General features: G+C 73.3%; 12 protein-coding genes and 10 pseudogenes. 11 read left to right on the top strand and 11 right to left on the bottom strand.

All coding sequences use genetic code 11. From position 1 onward, the window contains the following. Nucleotides 1–100: 100 nt before the first annotated feature. From UG55_RS33570 to UG55_RS07955, 7 genes and pseudogenes are all read right to left on the bottom strand, one after another. Nucleotides 101–447, bottom strand: a pseudogene (locus tag UG55_RS33570) (helix-hairpin-helix domain-containing protein); the annotation flags it as partial. Between the two features lie 36 nt (nucleotides 448–483). After that, nucleotides 484–738, bottom strand: a pseudogene (locus UG55_RS33560) (DNA integrity scanning protein DisA); the annotation flags it as partial. Nucleotide 739: 1 nt separating this feature from the next. Continuing rightward, nucleotides 740–1,074, bottom strand: a pseudogene (locus UG55_RS33555) (diadenylate cyclase); the annotation flags it as partial. A gap of 1 nt (nucleotide 1,075) precedes the next feature. Further along, a partial coding sequence (locus tag UG55_RS33550) for a hypothetical protein (RefSeq protein ID WP_242423998.1) occupies nucleotides 1,076–1,180 on the bottom strand: 105 nt, incomplete at its 3' end. Between the two features lie 145 nt (nucleotides 1,181–1,325). Continuing rightward, a pseudogene (locus UG55_RS45200) lies at nucleotides 1,326–1,388 on the bottom strand (hypothetical protein); the annotation flags it as partial. Nucleotide 1,389: 1 nt separating this feature from the next. Continuing rightward, nucleotides 1,390–2,795: DNA repair protein RadA (radA, locus tag UG55_RS07960; RefSeq protein WP_242423967.1), on the bottom strand; the 1,406-nt coding region annotated here is incomplete at its 3' end. An 89-nt stretch (nucleotides 2,796–2,884) separates the two neighbouring features. Next, entirely contained in the window at nucleotides 2,885–3,655 is a 771-nt protein-coding gene (locus UG55_RS07955; RefSeq protein WP_066065069.1) for a hypothetical protein, read from the bottom strand. Nucleotides 3,656–4,881: 1,226 nt separating this feature from the next. Here UG55_RS07955 and UG55_RS07950 point away from each other — a divergent pair. From UG55_RS07950 to UG55_RS33535, 7 genes and pseudogenes are all read left to right on the top strand, one after another. After that, nucleotides 4,882–5,346: pseudogene (locus UG55_RS07950) on the top strand (CarD family transcriptional regulator); the annotation flags it as partial. A 221-nt stretch (nucleotides 5,347–5,567) separates the two neighbouring features. Continuing rightward, on the top strand, nucleotides 5,568–6,257 hold the full coding sequence (ispD, locus tag UG55_RS07945) for a 2-C-methyl-D-erythritol 4-phosphate cytidylyltransferase (RefSeq protein ID WP_066065062.1): 690 nt from the start codon (nucleotides 5,568–5,570) through the stop codon (nucleotides 6,255–6,257). Nucleotides 6,258–6,274: 17 nt separating this feature from the next. Then, a pseudogene (gene ispF / locus UG55_RS07940) lies at nucleotides 6,275–6,727 on the top strand (2-C-methyl-D-erythritol 2,4-cyclodiphosphate synthase); the annotation flags it as partial. Between the two features lie 244 nt (nucleotides 6,728–6,971). Then, nucleotides 6,972–7,093, top strand: a pseudogene (locus UG55_RS33545) (pyridoxamine 5'-phosphate oxidase family protein); the annotation flags it as partial. Between the two features lies 1 nt (nucleotide 7,094). Then, a partial coding sequence (locus UG55_RS07935) for a pyridoxamine 5'-phosphate oxidase family protein (RefSeq protein WP_242423966.1) occupies nucleotides 7,095–7,364 on the top strand: 270 nt, incomplete at its 5' end. 68 nt (nucleotides 7,365–7,432) lie between these two features. After that, nucleotides 7,433–7,995, top strand: a pseudogene (locus tag UG55_RS33540) (class I tRNA ligase family protein); the annotation flags it as partial. 1 nt (nucleotide 7,996) lies between these two features. Continuing rightward, the coding region (locus tag UG55_RS33535) for a DALR domain-containing protein (protein ID WP_242423965.1) at nucleotides 7,997–9,025 on the top strand (1,029 nt) is incomplete at its 5' end. A gap of 140 nt (nucleotides 9,026–9,165) precedes the next feature. Here UG55_RS33535 and UG55_RS07925 read toward each other — a convergent pair. The 4 genes from UG55_RS07925 to UG55_RS07915 all read right to left on the bottom strand — a co-directional run bounded on the left by UG55_RS07925 (nucleotide 9,166) and on the right by UG55_RS07915 (nucleotide 14,022). Next, nucleotides 9,166–10,689 carry an FHA domain-containing protein gene (locus UG55_RS07925; protein WP_066065050.1) on the bottom strand — a complete coding sequence of 508 codons (1,524 nt, stop codon included), beginning with the start codon at nucleotides 10,687–10,689 and terminating at the stop codon, nucleotides 9,166–9,168. A 4-nt stretch (nucleotides 10,690–10,693) separates the two neighbouring features. Beyond that, nucleotides 10,694–10,867, bottom strand: a complete 174-nt coding sequence (locus tag UG55_RS45195; RefSeq protein ID WP_255360443.1) for a hypothetical protein — start codon at nucleotides 10,865–10,867, stop codon at nucleotides 10,694–10,696. A gap of 74 nt (nucleotides 10,868–10,941) precedes the next feature. Then, a complete protein-coding gene (locus UG55_RS07920; protein WP_066065047.1) occupies nucleotides 10,942–12,576 on the bottom strand; it encodes a PP2C family serine/threonine-protein phosphatase in 1,635 nt (544 codons plus the stop codon). A 129-nt stretch (nucleotides 12,577–12,705) separates the two neighbouring features. Next, a complete protein-coding gene (locus tag UG55_RS07915) occupies nucleotides 12,706–14,022 on the bottom strand; it encodes a protein kinase domain-containing protein (protein ID WP_242423964.1) in 1,317 nt (438 codons plus the stop codon). A 342-nt stretch (nucleotides 14,023–14,364) separates the two neighbouring features. Between UG55_RS07915 and rlmB the strand changes: the two genes are divergently transcribed. The 4 genes and pseudogenes from rlmB to UG55_RS33515 form a co-directional block, all read left to right on the top strand. Next, complete coding sequence (gene rlmB / locus UG55_RS07910) at nucleotides 14,365–15,435, top strand: 23S rRNA (guanosine(2251)-2'-O)-methyltransferase RlmB (RefSeq protein ID WP_066065041.1); 1,071 nt, start codon at nucleotides 14,365–14,367, stop codon at nucleotides 15,433–15,435. Nucleotides 15,436–15,530: 95 nt separating this feature from the next. Beyond that, a pseudogene (locus tag UG55_RS33525) lies at nucleotides 15,531–16,410 on the top strand (GAF domain-containing protein); the annotation flags it as partial. Between the two features lie 41 nt (nucleotides 16,411–16,451). Further along, nucleotides 16,452–16,578 (top strand): annotated as a pseudogene (locus UG55_RS33520) (hypothetical protein); the annotation flags it as partial. 1 nt (nucleotide 16,579) lies between these two features. Then, on the top strand, nucleotides 16,580–17,036 hold a 457-nt coding region (locus UG55_RS33515; RefSeq protein WP_242423963.1), incomplete at its 5' end, for an EAL domain-containing protein. Between the last annotated feature and the right edge of the window lie 1,438 nt (nucleotides 17,037–18,474).

The raw sequence follows: 18,474 nt of genomic DNA, 5'->3' as shown, positions 1-18,474 counted from the left end.
AAATTCAGGGAAATGGATTCTCGCACGGTGCGGACAATGCGCTGGGAAAGTTGTGACCGCCGCCATCCGGACCGCCGCCGGAGAAGGAGATCCGGCCGGGCTACACGTAGCGTTCGAGGATGCTCGACTCGGCGAGTCGGGACAGCCCTTCGCGGACGGTCCGTGCCCGGGTCTCACCCACCCCGTCCACCATCTGGAGATCATCGACCCCGGCCGCGAGCAGCTTCTGCAGGGTTCCGAAGTGGTCCACGAGCCGGTCGACGACCATCCGGGGCAGGCGCGGAACCTTGGCCAGCATCCGGTAGCCGCGTGGGCTGATCTGGCGGTCGAGAATGTCGGCCCCGCCGGAGAAACCGATCACCCGCGCGATCACGGTGAGATCAAGCAGGTCGGTCGGGGTCATGGCCGACAGCTCCGTCAGAACCTGCGTCGCCGTGCCCGCGCGGGNGCCGACCGGCAGGTAGTCGCGGACGGTGAGCTCCNGCTCCGTCTCGACGCCGGCCATCAGCTCCTCGAGCTGCAGCGACAGCAGCCGGCCGTCGGTGCCGAGCTCGACCACGTAACTTTCGATCTCGTCCGCGATCCGGCGGACCATCTCGAGACGCTGACTCACCGAGATGGCGTCACGGACGGTGACAAGGTCCTCGATCTCCAGGGCCGACAGCGTCCCGGCCACCTCGTCGAGCCGCAGTTTGTAGCGTTCGAGGGTGGCCAGGGCCTGGTTGGCGCGGGAGAGGANGGCCGCCGCCCCGTCGAGCACGTAGCGGCGCCCCGCCACGTAGAGGGCGATGATGTGCATGGACTGGCTCACCGAGATCACCGGGAAGCCGGTCTGCTTGGCGACCCGCTCCGCCGTCCGGTGCCGGGTGCCGGACTCCTCGGTCGGGACCGTCGGGTCGGGCACCAGGTGCACCGCGGCCCGGACGATGCGGGCGAGGTCGGAGGAGAGCACGATCGCGCCGTCCATCTTCGCCAGCTCACGCAGGCGGGTGGCGGAGAACTCCACGTCGAACTCGAAGCCACCCGTGCACAGTCCCTCGACCACCTTGTCGTGGCCGAGCACAATCAGCGCTCNGGTGTGACCACGCAGGATGCGCTCAAGACCGTCACGGAACGGAGTTCCGGGCGCGACCGCGGCGAGTGTCGCCCGGAAGATGTCATCCCCGGGTGGTCCTGCCATCAGGCTCCCTCGTAGTTCTTCGACGTCCTGTCCGCCGAACGCCTCCATCGTGTCGTGCTCGTCACCCCGATGGTATCGGTAGGCCCGGGTGGATGAGCGTAGCCTCAACGCGATCTCACCATATCCGGCAATCGTCAAAGCCGGTTCATTCGTCGTACATGTGCGCAATGGCAGCGATAAGGTCCGGCACTTCCTGCGCGGTCAACCCNTCCGGTGCCTCGCCGGAACCGACCGGAACCAGCGCACGCCGGAATCCGAGCCGGGCGGCCGCGGCCAGCCGCTGCCGCACCGCGCCGACTGCCCGTACCTCGCCCGCGAGACCGACCTCCCCGATCGCGACGAGATCGCCCGGCAGTGGGCGGTCCCGCGCGGCGCTCACGGTGGCCAGGGCCACGGCGAGATCCGCGGCGGGCTCGGCGAGCCGGACACCACCCACCGTGGCGGTGTAGACGTCGGCGCGGCCGAAGCGGACCCGGGCCCGCCGCTCCACCACGGCGAGGATCATCGCCACCCGCGCCGCGTCGAGCCCGGAGACCGCCCGGCGCGGCACCTGTGCCGACGCCTCGGCCACCAGCGCCTGCACCTCGGCGACGAGCGGCCGGCGGCCCTCGACCGTCACGGTGACGCAGGTGCCGGGCACCGAGGTCGGGCCGGCGCCGCCCGACCGGGAGAGGAACAGCCCGCTGGGGTCGGCGACCTCGCGGATGCCGGAATCGTGCATCTCGAAGCAGCCCACCTCGTCCGCCGGGCCGTACCGGTTCTTGCCGGCGCGCACCAGGCGCAGCGTCGAGTGCCGCTCGCCCTCGAAGTGCAGGACGACGTCCACCAGGTGCTCGAGCAGCCGCGGGCCGGCGACCGCCCCCTCCTTGGTGACATGGCCGACGAGCACCGTGGCCAGGCCCAGCGCCTTGGCCGTCCGGATCAGGGCCCCGGTGACCTCCCGCACCTGCGTCACACCGCCGGCCGAGCCCTCGGAGCCGGCGGAGGAGATCGTCTGCACCGAGTCGACGACGAGCAGCGCCGGGCGCACCTCCTCGACGTGCGTGAGTACCGCGCCCAGGTCCGTCTCGGCGGCCAGCCAGAGATCGGGGTGCAGCGCGCCGGTGCGGCCGGCTCGCAGGCGCACCTGGGCGGCGGACTCCTCACCGGTCACCACGAGCGCGCGCGAACCACCGGCGGCGCTGCGGGCGGCGACCTCCAGCAGCAGGGTCGACTTGCCGACGCCGGGCTCCCCGGCGAGCAGGATCACCGCGCCGGGAACCAGGCCGCCACCGAGCACCCGGTCAAGCTCGTCGATGCCGGTGGGGCGCCGGCGAGCGGCCGTGGCGTCGACGGCGGTGACCGGTGTGGCCGGCGCGGTCACCGGCGCGGCGGCCACCCGGGCGCTGCCGCCCAGCCCACCGCCCAGCCCGCCGCCGCGCCGGGGAGCGGGTGCCAGCGTCTCCAGCGTTCCCCATGCCTGGCAGCGCGGACAGCGGCCAGCCCAGCGGACCGCCTCCGCCTCGCACGCGGAACACCGGAAGCCGCCGGCGGGGTTGCGGGAGCTCGCGCCCCCGCGAGACGAGGCCCGACCCGGACCACCAGCCGTGCGACCCGCGGGACCAACAGAGGACATGCCGGTCACGGTAGCTGCCGGGGCCGACAGTATTCCGCCGGCCCGGAGTCCGCCGGTCCGGCCGCCGGCAGGTGGTCAGGACGTGGCTGTCAGGGGGTGTGCGCCGGGGCGGCCGGCTCACCCGAGCCGGGCGTCGCGGTGGCGGCCGACTCGGGCGAGCCGGCCGCGGGTGACGCAGCCTCGGTGGACGTCCCCGCCGCGGGTGCCGTCGCCGGCGCCGTGGTGGACTGCTCCGCGGGCGCGGTGGCCGCCGCCGAGGCCGAGGCCCCGGGAGCGGGCGGCTCGACCGGCACGTTGAGCGTGACGCTGCCCGACTTGGCGAAGGTGAACGTCACCGGGATCTCCTCGCCGACGGCCAGGTCCTCGGTGAGGCCGGTCAGCGTCGGCGCCGACCCGTTGGCGATGTAGATGTTGCCCCCGCCGGGCCGGATGATCGACGGCGAGGGTGCGGTGCCGCCACTGGCGGCCGGGGACGACACACTGATCAGGCTGTCCTCCTCCGCGCCTCCGTTGAACACCGCGGAGATGATCTGTGCGGTCGAGCCCTCTTCCGCCGGCCCCGCGACGTACACGTTCCGGAGGGTGACGGAGCCGACGGCCCCGCTCACCGAGTTGGTCGTGGTGCGGGCGGCGTTGGTCAGCGCGTCCGTCCCGGACGCGCAGCCGCTGAGAGTGGCGGCCAGGACGGCGGCCGCCGCGGCGGAAGATGCGACGATGGCCCTGCCACGTGTACGGCCGCGGCGGCCGACGGTCGGGTCGGCGCCGGCTTTCGGGGCGTGGCTCGGGCCACCTGAAGCGGTGGCATCGGCGGGCGACGTCCCCAGGGACGTCGCGGAACGAGCACCCAGACGGCGGCTCACGGCTCGGTGGCTCCTCCTGCGCAGGGACCGGCGCGCCTCGCGCGTCGGTGCCGAACGGTCGTGACCGGTCAGGTGGCCGCTGCGGGGGTCCGCATCGGCCGGCGCGCCCTGATGCGGGCCGTGGAAACCCCGGTCTGTGGACCGTCCACGGCACATCGGCGGGCGCACCCGGTCACCCGCGACTCCCAGGTCGGGGCGCGGGTGCGGGGCTAACACTAGCCACCCCGACCCGCAATGTGCGTCCCAGCGTGTTGGGCTCGACATCTCCGGACCAATCGGACGGCAGGTGGTTGACCCGAACGGCCCACACCGATGCCATCACACTTCCCGCACGTCTCCAGCCCGGCCGCCGCGCGGTTCTCGCGGCGGCGCCGAGGAGGTCGCCGCGGGCCGGACCGGACCGGTTGTAACCGGAACGGGCCGCGGCCGGAACGGCCTGACCAGGCACGTGGTGCAGCGGGCCGGCAGGTGGTGCGGGCGGAGGGGCGCCGGCCGTGGACGGGGTGAGCGATCGAGAGCATGGCGTTTCGCGCCCGCTCCGCGCAAGCAGATGCGAATCCCGCTGCGGCGGCCCGGATGATCTGGCCCGCTGTGTCGGGCAAAGGTGGGGTGGCGAACGGGTGGGCCCGGGTGGGCCTGGCACCGGTGGGGGAGGCCGGTCGGATCCCGCCGGTCCGCTCGGAAAAGGCCGCAGCGCACGGGGATCGCGGGTCCTTGGCCGCCCCGGGTGCCGCCGGCGGGCGGATGATCACGAGGCTCGGCCGGGATGTGCTCCGGCCCGGCGGACCCCGCCGGGCTGCGCCGGATGGTGCCGTGACCACGGTGGCGGCCGGGTCAGACCTTGGTGCCCGGCCGTCGGCGGCCGGCGGCAGCCACCCGACACGCCCGGCCGCCGCGACGGGTCGGCGCCGGACCTGCGGCGGGTCGGCGGGGTCCGGTCCGGCGGTGACGGTAGTGTCGCCACGCCCTTGACACCAACAACCAGACAACTTCTGCCGCATCGTCATCTGTTTCGCCAGACCGGACACCTTGCCCGTTGATAGGCCCCGACCTGCGCCGATCCGGTCGGCCCGCGTGCCGGGTCCGTCGCGTGCAGTACCTCCCCGTCTCGGAGGGTGGCCGGAACNCGACGTTCGCGCTGTTCCCCNTGCCCGCCGGCCGCGCGCGTCTGACCTGCGGCGATGCGTGCGTGTTACGCTGGTAGAGGCGGAAGGGGCACGTGACACATGGCGTTCCAAGTCGGCGAGACCGTTGTTTACCCGCATCATGGTGCTGCTCTGATTGATGCGATTGAAACGCGCGTCATCAAGGGTGAAGAAAAACTTTATCTCGTCCTGAAGGTTGCCCAGGGCGACCTCACTGTCCGTGTTCCAGCCGACAACGTCGGCATGGTCGGCGTGCGTGATGTCGTTGGTCAGGACGGCCTGGAGCGCGTGTTCGAGGTGCTGCGCGCCCCACACACGGAGGAGCCGACCAACTGGTCGCGGCGCTACAAGGCCAACCTGGAGAAGCTCGCCTCGGGCGACGTGAACAAGGTCGCCGAGGTCGTGCGGGATCTTTGGCGGCGTGATCGCGAACGCGGTCTTTCCGCGGGTGAGAAGCGCATGCTCAGCAAGGCGCGGCAGATTCTCGTCAGTGAACTCGCGCTTGCTGAAGGCACCAACGAGGACAAGGCCGAAGCCATGCTCGACNAGGTTCTTGCCGGCTGAAACCGGCTGACTCCGGCATGTGCGGTCGGCGACACCCGGACGGTATTGCGCGTCGTCCAGTGTCAGCGGAAGGCTTGATGTTTCCGACCGAATCATGGATGCGGCGGATATCCATACCTGTGGGAGTGCCCCCGGACGGGGGCCTCTCACGCCGCCCGGGTCCGCCGGGCGGCTGTTCGTGGACGCCGCGGAGGCCTTAGTTGGTGAACTCTCGGGTAGGGGCGGTCGTGCCGGCAGCGGGCCGGGGCGAGCGCCTCGGTGGTGGCACGCCCAAAGCGTTGCGGCCGCTGGCCGGCCGCCCGATGCTGTTGCGGGCGGTGGAGACGCTTCTGTCGTCCACCCTCGTGTCCCAGGTGGTGGTCGCGGCACCGCCGACCCTGGTTGACGTGGTCGGGCAGATCCTCGGGTCCGGCGTGCGGGTGGTGCCTGGCGGCGCCGAGCGGGTCGACTCGGTACGGATCGCCCTGGACGCGCTGGACGACGACATCGGTGTTGTCCTCGTTCACGACGCGGCGCGCCCGCTCACCCCGGCGAAGCTGGTGGACGCGGTCGCGACCACGGTGCTCGACGGGCACCCGGCTGTAATCCCCGTGTTGCCCCTGACGGACACCGTCAAGGAGATCGACGCGGAGGGACGGGTGGTGCGGACGCCACCTCGGGACACGCTGCGCGCGGTGCAGACCCCGCAGGGCTTCCGGCGGGACGTCCTGCGCGCCGCCTACGCGAACCGGGACCTCCCCGTCACCGACGATGCCGGTCTGGTCGAAGCTCTGGGAGTGCCGGTGACGACGATCCCCGGCGCCGAGGAGGCGTTCAAGGTGACCCGACCAGCGGATCTGGTCCTGGCGGAGGCGCTGCTGGCGAACTCCGTACCCCGCGACGGGCAGCGGTGAGCGCCCCACAGCTGCCNCGGGTGGGCAACGGTGTCGATGTGCACCCGTTCGAGCAGGGGCGTGACTGCTGGGTCGCCTGCCTGCTCTGGCCGGGAGAGACCGGGCTCGCCGGGCATTCGGACGGGGACGTCGCCGCACACGCGGCCTGCGACGCGCTGCTGACTGCCGCCGGCATCGGCGATCTCGGGGCCGTGTTCGGCACCGGCCGCCCGGAGTGGTCCGGTGCCTCCGGAGCCGCGCTGCTGGGGGAGACCGCGCGCCTGCTCACCGAGGGCGGCTGGCTGATCGGCAATGTCGCCGTCCAGGTGGTGGGCAACCGCCCGCGGATGGCCGCGCGGCGGGTCGAGGCGCAGGAGGCGATGTCGGCCGCGCTGGGCGCGTCGGTGAGCCTCTCCGCGACGACGACCGACGGTCTGGGGTTGACCGGGCGCGGCGAGGGGCTGGCCGCCATCGCCACCGCGCTCGTGACCNGGCGGTAGCTTCCGCACCCGGAGATTCCGCACCCGGCTCCGCGCCGGGATTCACCGTGTTCGGCGTGCCGTGGGCATCGCCGCCGTCCCCGGCCGCGCCGTCGGCCGCCGGGCGAGAGCGGGCCGTCCACCGGGTGTTCGCCGCCTACTGACGGATACCTGACATGCCTGACTGGCATCGGACGTAGGTTGGTGCCTGGGGGATGAGAGGGTGTGCCNGGTGAGTGACTCTCCGAGGAGTGTGATGGCGGCGCGGCTTCCCGAGGCGGTCAGGGCCCTCACGGATGCTCCGACATACGTGACTCTGGCGACGATCAGACCGGACGGCTCGCCGCGCCTCACCGTCCTGTGGGTCGCGCGGGACGGNGACGAGCTGCTGCTCTCCACGGTGCGGGGCCGGGCGAAGGAACGGGACATCGCGCGGGATCCACGGGTCGGGCTGATGTTCCTCGACCAGCGGGACCCGTACAGCTACGTGGAGATCCGCGGCGTGGCCTCGCTGTCCGAAGAGGGTGGCAAGGAACTCATCGATCTTCTGTCGATCAAGTACACCGGATCTCCGTACGGCTGGGACGGCCCGGACGAGGTCAGGCTGGTGATCCGGGTTGTCGCGGAGCGTGTCCTTACCACCGGGTGAGAATCGCCGCGACCGATTCCAGGGCCTCCCTTGGGCGTCGCGGTGGCGGTGGGCCGTACCCTTGACAGATGGGTCTTCGCCTCTATGACACGCGCACCCGGCGCGTGCGGCCGTTTGTGCCGCTGCGCCCCGGTCATGTGGGCGTGTACGTGTGTGGGCCCACCGTCCAGTCACCACCGCATGTAGGCCACATCCGAACCGCGCTGGCCTTCGACCTCCTGCGGCGGTGGCTGACGCAGAGCGGGCTGTCGGTGACCTTCGTCCAGAACGTCACCGACATCGACGACAAGATCATTCTGAACGCCGACCGGGCCGGCACCACCGTCTGGGAGCTGGCGACCCGCCAGACCAGGGCCTTCGACGAGGCATACCGGGCGGTGGGCGTGCTTCCGCCGACGATCTCCCCGTTGGCCACCGGCCACATTCCGGAGATGCTGGAGATGATCTCCGGCCTGGTCGAGCGTGGGTTCGCCTATCCCGGCGCGGGATCGGTGTGGTTCCGCGTCGGTGCCTTCGCGGACTACGGCGCGCTGTCCCACCAACGCCCCGCCTCGATGCATCCGTCCCCGGAGGCCGAGCCCGGGAAGGCCGATCCGCGGGACTTCGCCCTGTGGAAGGCCGCGAAGCCCGGNGAGCCCTCCTGGGCCTCGCCGTGGGGCCCCGGCCGTCCCGGCTGGCACCTGGAGTGCTCGGCGATGGCGGGCAAGTACCTCGGTGCCGAGTTCGACATCCACGGCGGTGGCCTCGACCTCGTCTTCCCCCACCACGAGAACGAGCGGGCGCAGACGATCTGCGCGGCCGGCGGCCCGACCGGCGCCGAGATGGCCAACTACTGGATGCACGTCGGCCTGCTCACCACCGGTGGCACCAAGATGTCCAAGTCGCTGGGCAACTCATTCTTCGTGACGGACGCGCTCGCGGCGGTGCGGCCGCAGGTGCTGCGGTACCACCTGCTCTCCGCGCACTACCGCTCCTCCCTGGAGTACAGCGCGCAGACGCTCGACGAGTCCGCCGCGGCCCACGACCGGGTCGAGACCTTCGTGCGCAACGCCCTGGACATTCTGGGCGGGCCGGCGGAGGCGGCTGCGCTCGCCGCCGAGATCGACCGCGGGGTGTCTCCCGCCGGGCATGCCGCCGCGGCGGCGCCGGCCGCGGCTGCTTCCGCGCCGGTGTCGGCGGCGGCCAAGGTCCTTTCGGCCACGGGCACCCAACGGCCGGGCAGCGTGGGGGAGCAGTCCGCCGCCGGTCAGCCCGGGGGCTGCGGAAACGGCGACCTGACTCCCGGGCTGGCCTGGGCGGAGTTCGCGGCCGCGATGGACGACGACCTGGCTGTCGGCCGGGCGCTGGCCGCGCTCTTCGGGGCGGTCAGCCGGGGCAATCAGGTGCTGTCCAAGGCCCACAGCCGGGAGCTGGCCGGCTGGGTCGACGTCACCCGCCGGATGCTCGGCGTCCTGGGGCTCGACCCGGTCGAGCAGTGGCCCACGGCCGGTGCGGAGCTGCGCCCGGCGCTCGACGCTGTCATGGGCGTGCTGTTGGATCTGCGTTCGGCCGCCAGGTCGCGGCGGGACTACACCGAGGCGGACTCCATCCGGTCCCGGATCGGCGCCGCCGGAGTCGTCATCGAGGACACTCCCGAAGGTCAGCGCTGGCACCTCGCCTGACCGCTGTTGCACCCGCCTGACCTGGCCCGGCACCCCGGTCGCCGGGTCGCACCGGTCGGCCGGCGGGTGTCTGCACACCGGTTGGCTCGGCCCCCGGCCGGCCGCGACGAGCGGCTGGCCGGGGGCCGGCAATCATCATCTCACTGTGCCCGTACGGTGATCCTCGTCCAGGCACCCACGTAGACCCGATCGCCGTCGCGCAGCGGTATCGCGCGGCCGGGCTCGATGGGGTCGGGCTCGTCGTTGAGACGGGTCCCGTTCGTCGATCCCGGATCCCGGACGGCGTACGTCCCGTCAGGCATCCGTTCCAGGGTCGCGTGGGCCCGGGAGATGCCCGGGTCCTCGGGTGCGCCGGAGAGATCGATCTCGGGATTGATGCCCCGTGACTCGCTGCGCCGGCCGATCAGCATCTGCGAGTCGGTCAGCGCGAAGACGCGCCGCGGGTAGAACGCGGGGAACGGGACCCGGTGGTCGTCACCGCTGTCGTAGTACTCGCGCTCGGCCTCGACGACGGCCTCCCAGGTGCCGAGGGCCGGGGCGTCGTCCCACTCGCGCCCGCGGCCCGCTGACCGTGGGTCACCGGCGCGCGGGTCGCCGAGCCGCGGGTCGCCGAGCCGCGGGTCGGCGATTCGGGGGTCGGTGCCGTGGCGGGCCTCCGAGCCGCGCCGTGGCCCGGCCTGCCGGGAGGTGGCGCCCGCGTCGTCGAGAGCCGACGCGCCGCCCGGCCCCGGTAGCTGCCCGGTGCTGAAGTCGAGCCCGCAGCCCTCGCAGAAGCGTGCCGCCGTGTCGTTGAGCGAACGGCAGTTGGGGCACGGGGCGTAGCGGTCGGCGGCGCGGTCCCGGGTACCGGGCCCGGCCGGCACCGGGGTGGATCCCGCTCCCGGCATGCTCAACGGATCCACGCCGTACCCGCCGCCGGGTGTGCCGTAGGAACCGTTGTCGCGGTAGCCACGCCGGTTGTCGGCGTCCGGCATCGGGCGGCCCGGTTCACCCGCGCCGTACCCGCCGCGGGCCTCAGGCGCCCCGTAGCCGCCCCGGTCGTCCCGCCCACGCGGGAAGCCGGGCTCGGGCTCGCCCCGGCCGGCGCCGTAGCCGTCACGCCCATAGCCCGGCGGCGTCCGGTCGTCCCGGGCGCCGAATCCGGGTTCGGGGTCCTCACGGCCGCCGAACCCGGAGCGGTCGTCGCGTGCGTAGGGGTCCCGCTCCTCGCGCGGCCGCTCGCGGCCGTCGGGGCGCGCGCGCTCCTCCGACGGCCGGCCGTAGCCGCCGTCGCGGGCGTACGGGTCCGAGTAGCCACGAGCGGCGCGCGGGTCCTCCGCGTAGCCCTCACGGCCGTACCCGCCGTACGGGTCACCCCCGCGGCCCGCACCACGCGGCGGGTCCGCCACACCGGCGGCCTCGGCCGGCGCGCGGCGGATGCCGAGCGGGTCGTATCCCTGGCCGCCGCCGGGGCCGGGAGGGCCCGACGGTTCCCGTTCGGGCGCTCGGCGCCCGTACGGGTCCGCGGAACGCCCGGCCGGCGCGGCCGCCGGATACCCGGCACCGCGACCACCGTCGTCCTGACGGTATCCATAACGATCCTGACCACCAACGATCCGTAGCCCGCACTGATCGCAGTAGTCGGGATCGTGGGACAGGTGCCCCTCCGGGCAGCGTGCGCTCACCTGATCACCTGTTCACCCGGACGGTCCTGGTCGACATCGACGAGTCGCGGACCATCTCGTCCATCTTCTCGACGTATTTCTTCAGCCGAACCGTACCTGTTGTTGGATTGTCGATGTGTACCGGCTCCTGTAGGAGGCAGCAGGTTACGTCGTTGCCCCAGGTGAGCGCTTCCCGAATGCGGTGTGGCGCTCTCGTTCTGGCAGTTGTGTCACCCTCGGTGAAGGCGTGACTCCCCTTCGTGGACCNCATCCTCAGCCCGTCACTCGGGCCGCGACGACCGTGATGTTGTCATGGCCGCCCTGATCGATGGCGAAGTCGATGAGATGGCGCGCCACATCCAGCGCGGCGGCCTCCGGGTCAAGGTGGTTGACCAGCGAGGCGAGCACGTCCGGGCGGGAGGAGTAGTTCCACAGGCCGTCGCTGCACACGATCACCGTCGCCGGGGTCTCGATCGGGAACGCGGCGGTGTGCGGGGTCACGTCGTCGGCGTCGCCGCCCAGCCAGCGGGTCAGCGTGTGGGCGCGCCGGTGCGTCTCCGCCTCCGAGGCGGGGATCAGCCCAGCCCGGGCCGCCTCGGCGGCCCAGGTGTCGTCCGCGGTGAGCCGCTCGCACCACCGCGGGCCGAGCAGGTAGACGCGGCTGTCCCCGACCCAGCCGACGGTCACCATCCCCGGGCCGTCCACGGACGGTGGAGTGATGATCGCGGCGGCGAAGGTGCAGGAGGGCGCCATGCGGCCCTCGGCCGCGCTGAGCTGGGCGATGGTGGCCTGAGCGGCCTCCACCGCGGTGTGCAGCGCGGCGTCGGCCTCGTCGGGCCCGAAACCGCCGGAGATCCGCCGCGGCGCGGTGCGCGGCTCGTCGTACTCGGCGTACTCGTCCAGGACGTCGAGAACCTCGTTCGCGGCGCTGCCCGCCCGGGCCTCGTACGGGACGGCCTCGCCCGGGCCGTGGGCGCGCACGGCGTCCGCGAGGATCGCGGTGGCCGTTGCCGCCGCCGCCGCCGAGGCCTCCCCGGAGCCCGGGGTCGTCGAGACGCCGTCACACACGACGGCGATCAACGTCCCGTGGACGATCGCCACGCCCATGGCGTCCTCGTTCGTCGTGTGCCGGACTCCGCGGTCGCAGACCCCGGCCAGCGGCCCCAGGTCTATCTCGCGGTGGTCCTCGTCGCCACCGTCGACCGGCGCGCCGGCGAAGGCGAAGCCGCAGGCCTCGCAGTACCGCGCGTCGGCGTAGTTGGGGGCGACGCAGACAGGGCAGCGCATGACCTCGTCCTCGTTTCCGTCGGACTCGGTCTCCGAGGCGTTGCGCTGCCCCAGGAGCATCGTGGCGGGGTCGGTGTCGGCGGGGTAGCCCTCACCGCCGGTGAAACCCTCACCGGGGTACGCGGCGTCGGAATAGGCCCGGCCCGGATACGCCGACGGCTCGTATGAGTGCTCGGCGTATTCGCCGCGGTACTCGCTGTCGCGGTACCTTCCCGGCTCCGTGGGGTAACCCGAGCCGGGATAGGCCCCGTCCGGGTAGGTGTTCTCCGGGTAGCCGTCCCGCTGCGGGTAGCCGCCCTCGCCGAAGCTGTTCTCCGGGTAGCTGCTCCCGGTGTAGCTGTTGTCGGTGTAGCTGTTGTCGGAGTAGGCGCTCTCGGGGTAGCCGTTCTCCGAATACGGGGCACCGTGGCCGGAGAACCCGGCCTGGTAGCGGTCCGCCTCCGGCTCGTCGGACCGGAAGCCCTCCGCCCGGTAGCCCTCGGCCGGCAGGTCGTTGCCGAGGTAGTCGTCGGAACGCCGGGCGTCCTCGGGGTAGCCGTCGCCGGAACGGCGCGGATCAGGGGCATCGGGGGAGTGGCCGTGCCCGGGGTAACCGTGCCCGTGCCGGGGGTTGAGGTCCACGGTCAGGCCACCGGCCGCTGCAGCGGCCCGCCGGCGCCGGCGCCAGCGAGTCTGGGCGGTATGCGCGGAGCCATGTGGTGGGTGCCTCCTGCCCGTCCTGTGGGGACCGGATATATCACGTCGACCTGCTCAAATCCAAGGACGCCGAGATGAATAGTGGCATGATCCGTGAGGTGCGTCGACGCCGGTGATCTCGCTGCACTCGCCGGTGTCAACGTCCGCCCGTCCTGTGTGGATTGCCGGGAGTCCTGTCTGCAGTACGCCCGCCGTCCGCACGCGCTCCGGAACGTCTGCCCCGTGCCCTCCCTTTTCCCTGGTGGGAAGCCTGATCGCGGGCTGCGTCGAGGACTGCCGCGGGATCCCCGGCCCCGCCGAGCCGCCGTCGCCGGCGCTCTCGGCCAGCGCGGCGGCCATCTCACCGGCGCCGGCGAACCGGCGCGTGGGGTCGCCGGCGGTGGCACGAAGGAGGAACCGGTGCAGCGGTTCGTGCCGAGCCAGCACCTGGTTGACCTCCTGGGCGGGAAGTGCGTATCGATATGTTGACGCTCGGTGCGGGAAATCCAGCACCGCGGTCGCCAACAGCCTGCCGAGAGCGTAGAGGTCGGAGCCCACCGACGGGGGGCTGACGGCCAGCTCGGGGGCGTCGAATCCGGCGGTGACGTGGAAGGCGCCGCGGTGCCTGCCCTGCCGGCGGACCGACTGGAGATCGACGAGCGTTACCTGGTCACCGTTCCAGACCACGTTGCCCGGCGCCAGGTCGCAGAAGACATAGCCCCGGTCATGGACGTACTCCAGTGCCGACAGCAGGCGCAACGCCCCGGCGACCGCCACCGGCACGGGCAGCGGCGCGGACGCGGTCCCGCGTTCCTGCCGCCGGGAGCGGAGCAGGCGGGCGAGCGACGGGCCGGGCACGAACTCCATGACCGCGTAGATCGTGTCCGCGTGTCGCAGCTCGCCCAGCGCTGACACGATCGCCCGGTGCCGCAGCGGCGGGTCCGGCTGGGACTGCCCCAGCGGGTGGGAGCCCGCCCGGGCCGCTGTGCGCGGCGCGGCTCGCCGCAGGCTCTTGAGTACCACCCGCCGCCCCGGAACGCCGCCGGCACCGCCCGGGTCGGAGGCGAGGAAGACCCAGCCGGCCGGCCCCGGGCCGCCGGCACCGAGACATTCGACGATCTCGTAGCCGCCGGCTAGGTCACCGATGCGCAGCGGCGGCGCGAACGAGTAGGGCGTCCGGCAACGGGGGCAGAATCCGCGGTCCCGGACCGGTGGATCGAAGGCGCCACGGCCGGCCGCGCGCCCAAGGGGCCCGGCGCACACCGGGCAGCGGGCGCGGGCCGTCCCGTTGGCCGTGCCACGCGCGGTGCCGCGGGCTGGGCCGTGAGTCGTTCCGCGGGCCGGGCCGTGAGTCGTGAAGGGGCCGCGACCCGCCGGGGAGAAGCCGTTCAACCGCCCTCCCCCCATGCGCCGGCCCATCCCATTGAGGATAGGTAGGCGGTCACCTGTTCGCGGGGCCTCCCGCCGAACTGGTCCCGTGCACCGTTGGTACTGCGCCTGTTCGGCCCACCTGATCGGGCCGGTGCCACGCGCGGCCGGTCCACCGCGGGCGCCGGCGTGGTGGTCTGGAGGTGCCCGGGTGATGGTGTCCGCCGCGCGGCGTGACCACGGCGGATACCGTTGATACACGACCACGCCTCGGCCGACCGCACAACGGCGCCCGCGGCGGGTCCGATGATGGTTGGCTCGCGGGGCGGGTCGACACCCGACGCGCGAGTTACGAGGTGGTCTGTGATGGCCGGTGACCGAGGCCGGAGCGGCGGCGGAATCGCCCGCGGCGGACAGGGCGGCCGAGCCGCGAAGGCGGGTTCCCACCGCAAGGGCGCGTCGCTGGGAAGTGGCGGCCAGCGGCGGAAGGCGCTCCAGGGCAAGGGCGCGACCCCACCCGCCGAGATGCGGCCCGGTCATCCGGCGCAGCGCCGCGCCGCCGCGGCCACGGCGGCGAGCCGGGGGGCTCGCCAGCGCCCGGGCGCGGAGCGTGCCACCGGCGGGGCGTCCGGGAGCGGCGGTGCCGGTGGCGGCCCCGGAGGCATCGGTGCGCGGCGCGGGGAGACCGACGAGTATGTGGTCGGCCGAAACGCGGTGGTCGAGGCGCTGCGCGCCGGTGTGCCGGCGACCACCCTGCTGATCGCCGGCGGCCTCGACTTCGACGAGAGGGTGGCGGACGCCCGCCGCCTCGCCGGCCGGGCCGGCCTCGCCGTGGTCGACATCGGGCGGGTCGAGCTCGACCGCCTCTGCCCGAACGCGCCTCATCAGGGGCTCGCGCTCTCGGTCCCGCCGTTCAGGTACGCGCATCCGGACGATGTGCTGGCCGCCACCCGCAAGGCGCCACCCGGCCTGGTCGTCGCGCTCGACGGCGTCACCGATCCACGCAACCTCGGTGCGGTGGTCCGCTCGGCGGCGGCGTTCGGCGCGAACGGGGTCGTCGTTCCGGAGCGGCGCGCGGCCGGGATGACCGCCGCGGCGTGGAAGACGTCCGCGGGGGCGGCGGCGCGGCTGCCCGTCGCCCGGGCGGTGAACCTGACCCGTACCCTGCGCTCGTTCGCCGAGTCGGGCCTGTTCGTCGTGGGTCTCGCCGCCGACGGCGAGGTCAGCCTGGACGATCTTCAGGTAGCCACGGATCCGCTGGTCCTCGTCGTGGGCTCGGAGGGCCGGGGCCTCTCCCGGCTGGTCGGCGAGTGCTGTGATCTCAGGGTTCGGATCCCGATGGCCGGCGAGACGGAGTCGTTGAACGCCGGGGTCGCCACGGGTATCGCCCTCGCCGAGATCGCCCGCCGGCGCCGGTCGGAGGTGCCCGCGGTCTGAGCGGGGCTCGGGCCGGTAGCCAGCCGCGGCCCGCGCCGCGCGGCCCGTGCCCCCCCGTGCTGCCCGTGCTGCGCGGTTCGCGGTGTCGGCGCACCATGGGAGAAAGGCGCGAAGCCCCCACTTGCGCCGTCGCCCGTCCTGGGTCTTCGGGTCGGGACGGCCGCGGCGCCGGGCCGTCGAGGCAGGGCGCGCCGACGAGCGGGAGGTGCGCCGCTGTGGCCGGATCTGTGATCGGTGGGAGTCGCCAGGAAGCGGCGGCGCGTACCGACGAGGCGGCGCGTACCGACGAGATCGCGCGAGTCCTCGATCTCGCCCGCAGCCACCTCGGCGCGGACGTCGCGTGGCTGGCCCGGTTCAGCGGTGACCTCCAGGTCATCGACCTCGTCGAGGGCAACGCGGACCTGGTCGAGAGCCTGGCGGGACGCCAGGTGGACCGGGCGAAGACCTACTGCGTCAGGGTGTTGGACGGGCGGCTGCCCGCGATCATTCCGGATGCGCGGGCGGACAGCCGCACCGCCGGGCTCGCGGTCACCCGGGAACTGGGGATCGGCTCCTACGCCGGGGCACCGGTCCACCTGGACACCGGCGATCTCTACGGCATGCTGTGCGCGCTGAGTGCCGAACCGAACCCGGACCTGGGCGAGCGGGACGCCCGCTTCCTCGGCCTGCTCGCGGACGTCCTGACCGACGCGGTGTCCGCGTTCCGGCACGGCCGGGCCGACAGTGACCACACCCGGTCCGTCATCAGGAAGATCATTGATGACGGGGGGCCGGTGATGGTCTTCCAGCCCGTGTTCGACCTGCCCACGCACGGGATCGTCGGTGCGGAGGCGTTGGCGCGCTTCCCCGCGTTCCCGCCGCCCGCCGACCTGCTGGCCGTGTCCGGTCCAACCGCCGGTCCCGCCGGTTCTGAAAGCGACGTTGACAGTGGCCGGCGTGGCCGCCTCCCGGAGGGTGGTGCCGAGTACGGCGGGCNGTCCCCGGCCCAGTGGTTCGCCCGCGCGGCGTCCGTCGGAATGGGCATCGACCTGGAACTGGCGGCGATCAGGGCGGCTCTCTCGGCGATGCCCCGCTTCCCGCGGGGGCTGTCCGTCGCGGTGAACGCGTCGCCGGCGACCATCGCCTCCGGGCGGCTCACCGAACNGCTCGACGGGCCCTCGGCCGATCAGGTGATCGTCGAGATCACCGAGCGGGAGGGCATCCACGACATGCCCGTCATGCTCGGCCGCCTGCTGGAACTACGGGATTTGGGCGTCCGGATAGCGGTGGACAACGTGGGCGTGGCCTACGCGAGCCTCTGGCGAATGGTGCGGATCCTCCCCGACGTCGTGAAGATGGACGGCTGGCTCTCCGCGGGCGTCGCCAGCGACGCGGCCAGGCGTGCGCTGGTCGAGGCACTGGTCCATTTCGCCCGGCAGATCGGGGCGGTCCTGGTCGCGGAGGACATCGAGACCGCGGACGAGCTACGTGTGCTGACCGCCGCTGGAGTCGATCAGGGGCAGGGCGAGTTCCTGGGGCCGCCCGGGCCGCTTCCGCTGCCCGCGCACGGGTGCTGCCGGGCGGTGCGGCGCAGCCGCCGGGCAACTCCCGTGACAGCCTGACCGCTGGCGGCCGGCTGTCGGCCGTAGCTCATAGGCCACAGGCCACAGGCCACAGGCCGCCGGGGGCGGTGTCAGGACGTCGGCTCGTCGGCCGGCCGCAGGTCCCGTGCCCCGGCCCGGTGGAACTCCACGACCGAGTCCGCGCAGTACAGGCCGACCGCTCCGGACAGGTAGGGGCGTTCGGCGTCCTGCGTCCGGACGGTCGGGATGCCGTCGACCGACACGGCCATCGCGTCCCGGGCATGGACCACATCGACGGTATGCCAGCTGCCCGGGCGGGCCCGAGGTGTGGGCCCGCTCGCGAGCACCCGCCGGCCGCCGGGATAGGCGGGGTCGTGCTTGCCGAGCTCCCAGCCGTCCGGTGTCAGCGCGAAGGCATAGAAGTGGCCGGGGTCGGTGTAGCTCCAGAGGACCTGGCCGGCGTCCCGAGGGGACAGTGGTCCGGCGTGGAGCCGGCGCACGGTGCGGACCCGCGCGGTGAGGCGGACGTCGCGGTACTCCCGCGTGCTGACGACCAGCGCGGGGTACGTGCGGCCCGGTNCTTCCGAGGCACGGGGGGAGAGGGTGATGACGAGGCCGTTGTCGTCGGCGCGCCCCGTGACGCGCCCGTAGCCGTCGAAGACCGCCTGCCAGGATCCGTGCGTCGTCCCGTCGCGCCACCTGGCCGGTCGCCCGGCGGCCCCGCTGAGCTGTAGGACCGCGCACACGCCCGTCACGGCGACGACGGCGGCGAGGGCGAGCAGGACCAGGGCCTGCCGCGGATGGCGCCGGCGGGGTCGGTGGCGAGGGCGGGGTTGGTGACGGCGGGGTTGGTGACGGCGGTATTGGCGACGGCGGGGTTGGTGGCGCAGGTGGGGGTGTCGGCGGTCGGGTGCAGCGGCCGGCCGGGTGGGGGCGTACAAAGTTCCTCCGTGCGATGGAGCCGGCTGGGCCGTTGCGTACCGGCCCGGTTGTGACGGGCCACCGGCGGTCCCGGTCCCGGTGCCACGGGCCTGGTCCCGCTCCCCCCCGGTCCCCGGTCAGGTTTCGGTCGGTCGGTCGGCCGGACCACGGGAAAGTCCCCGGAGCTGTATGAGACGCATTTACCGCCAGCGGTGCGCAGCCCCGCGGCATGGGGAGCGCGGGGGAGCGCGGGGGGTGCCCGTCGGCGTCGGCCGTGGCGGCCGGAATCCGATGACCGGGATCATCCTTTTGCGGCGTCCGACGATGCCGGCACAGGATCTGTCGGCACCGTGAGAATCCGTGTGCGGCGGGCGCGATTCGACCGGTACCGGGCGAGGAGTATCGAATCCTCCTCGCCGGGCTCCTCATTCGCGGGGCATCGAGAAGCCGCCTTTCCGGCGGCTCGAAGCGATGGCCCCCGCCCGACGCGGTGCGGGGGCGGCACGGGGTTCCCGCGTTTCGGGGCCGAGACCTGCTGGGTGTGCGTGGCCGGCGC

It is taken from the genome of Frankia sp. EI5c, assembly GCF_001636565.1.
In the GTDB taxonomy this organism is placed as follows: domain Bacteria; phylum Actinomycetota; class Actinomycetes; order Frankiales; family Frankiaceae; genus Parafrankia.
This window is presented reverse-complemented; position numbering and strand designations above follow the sequence as displayed.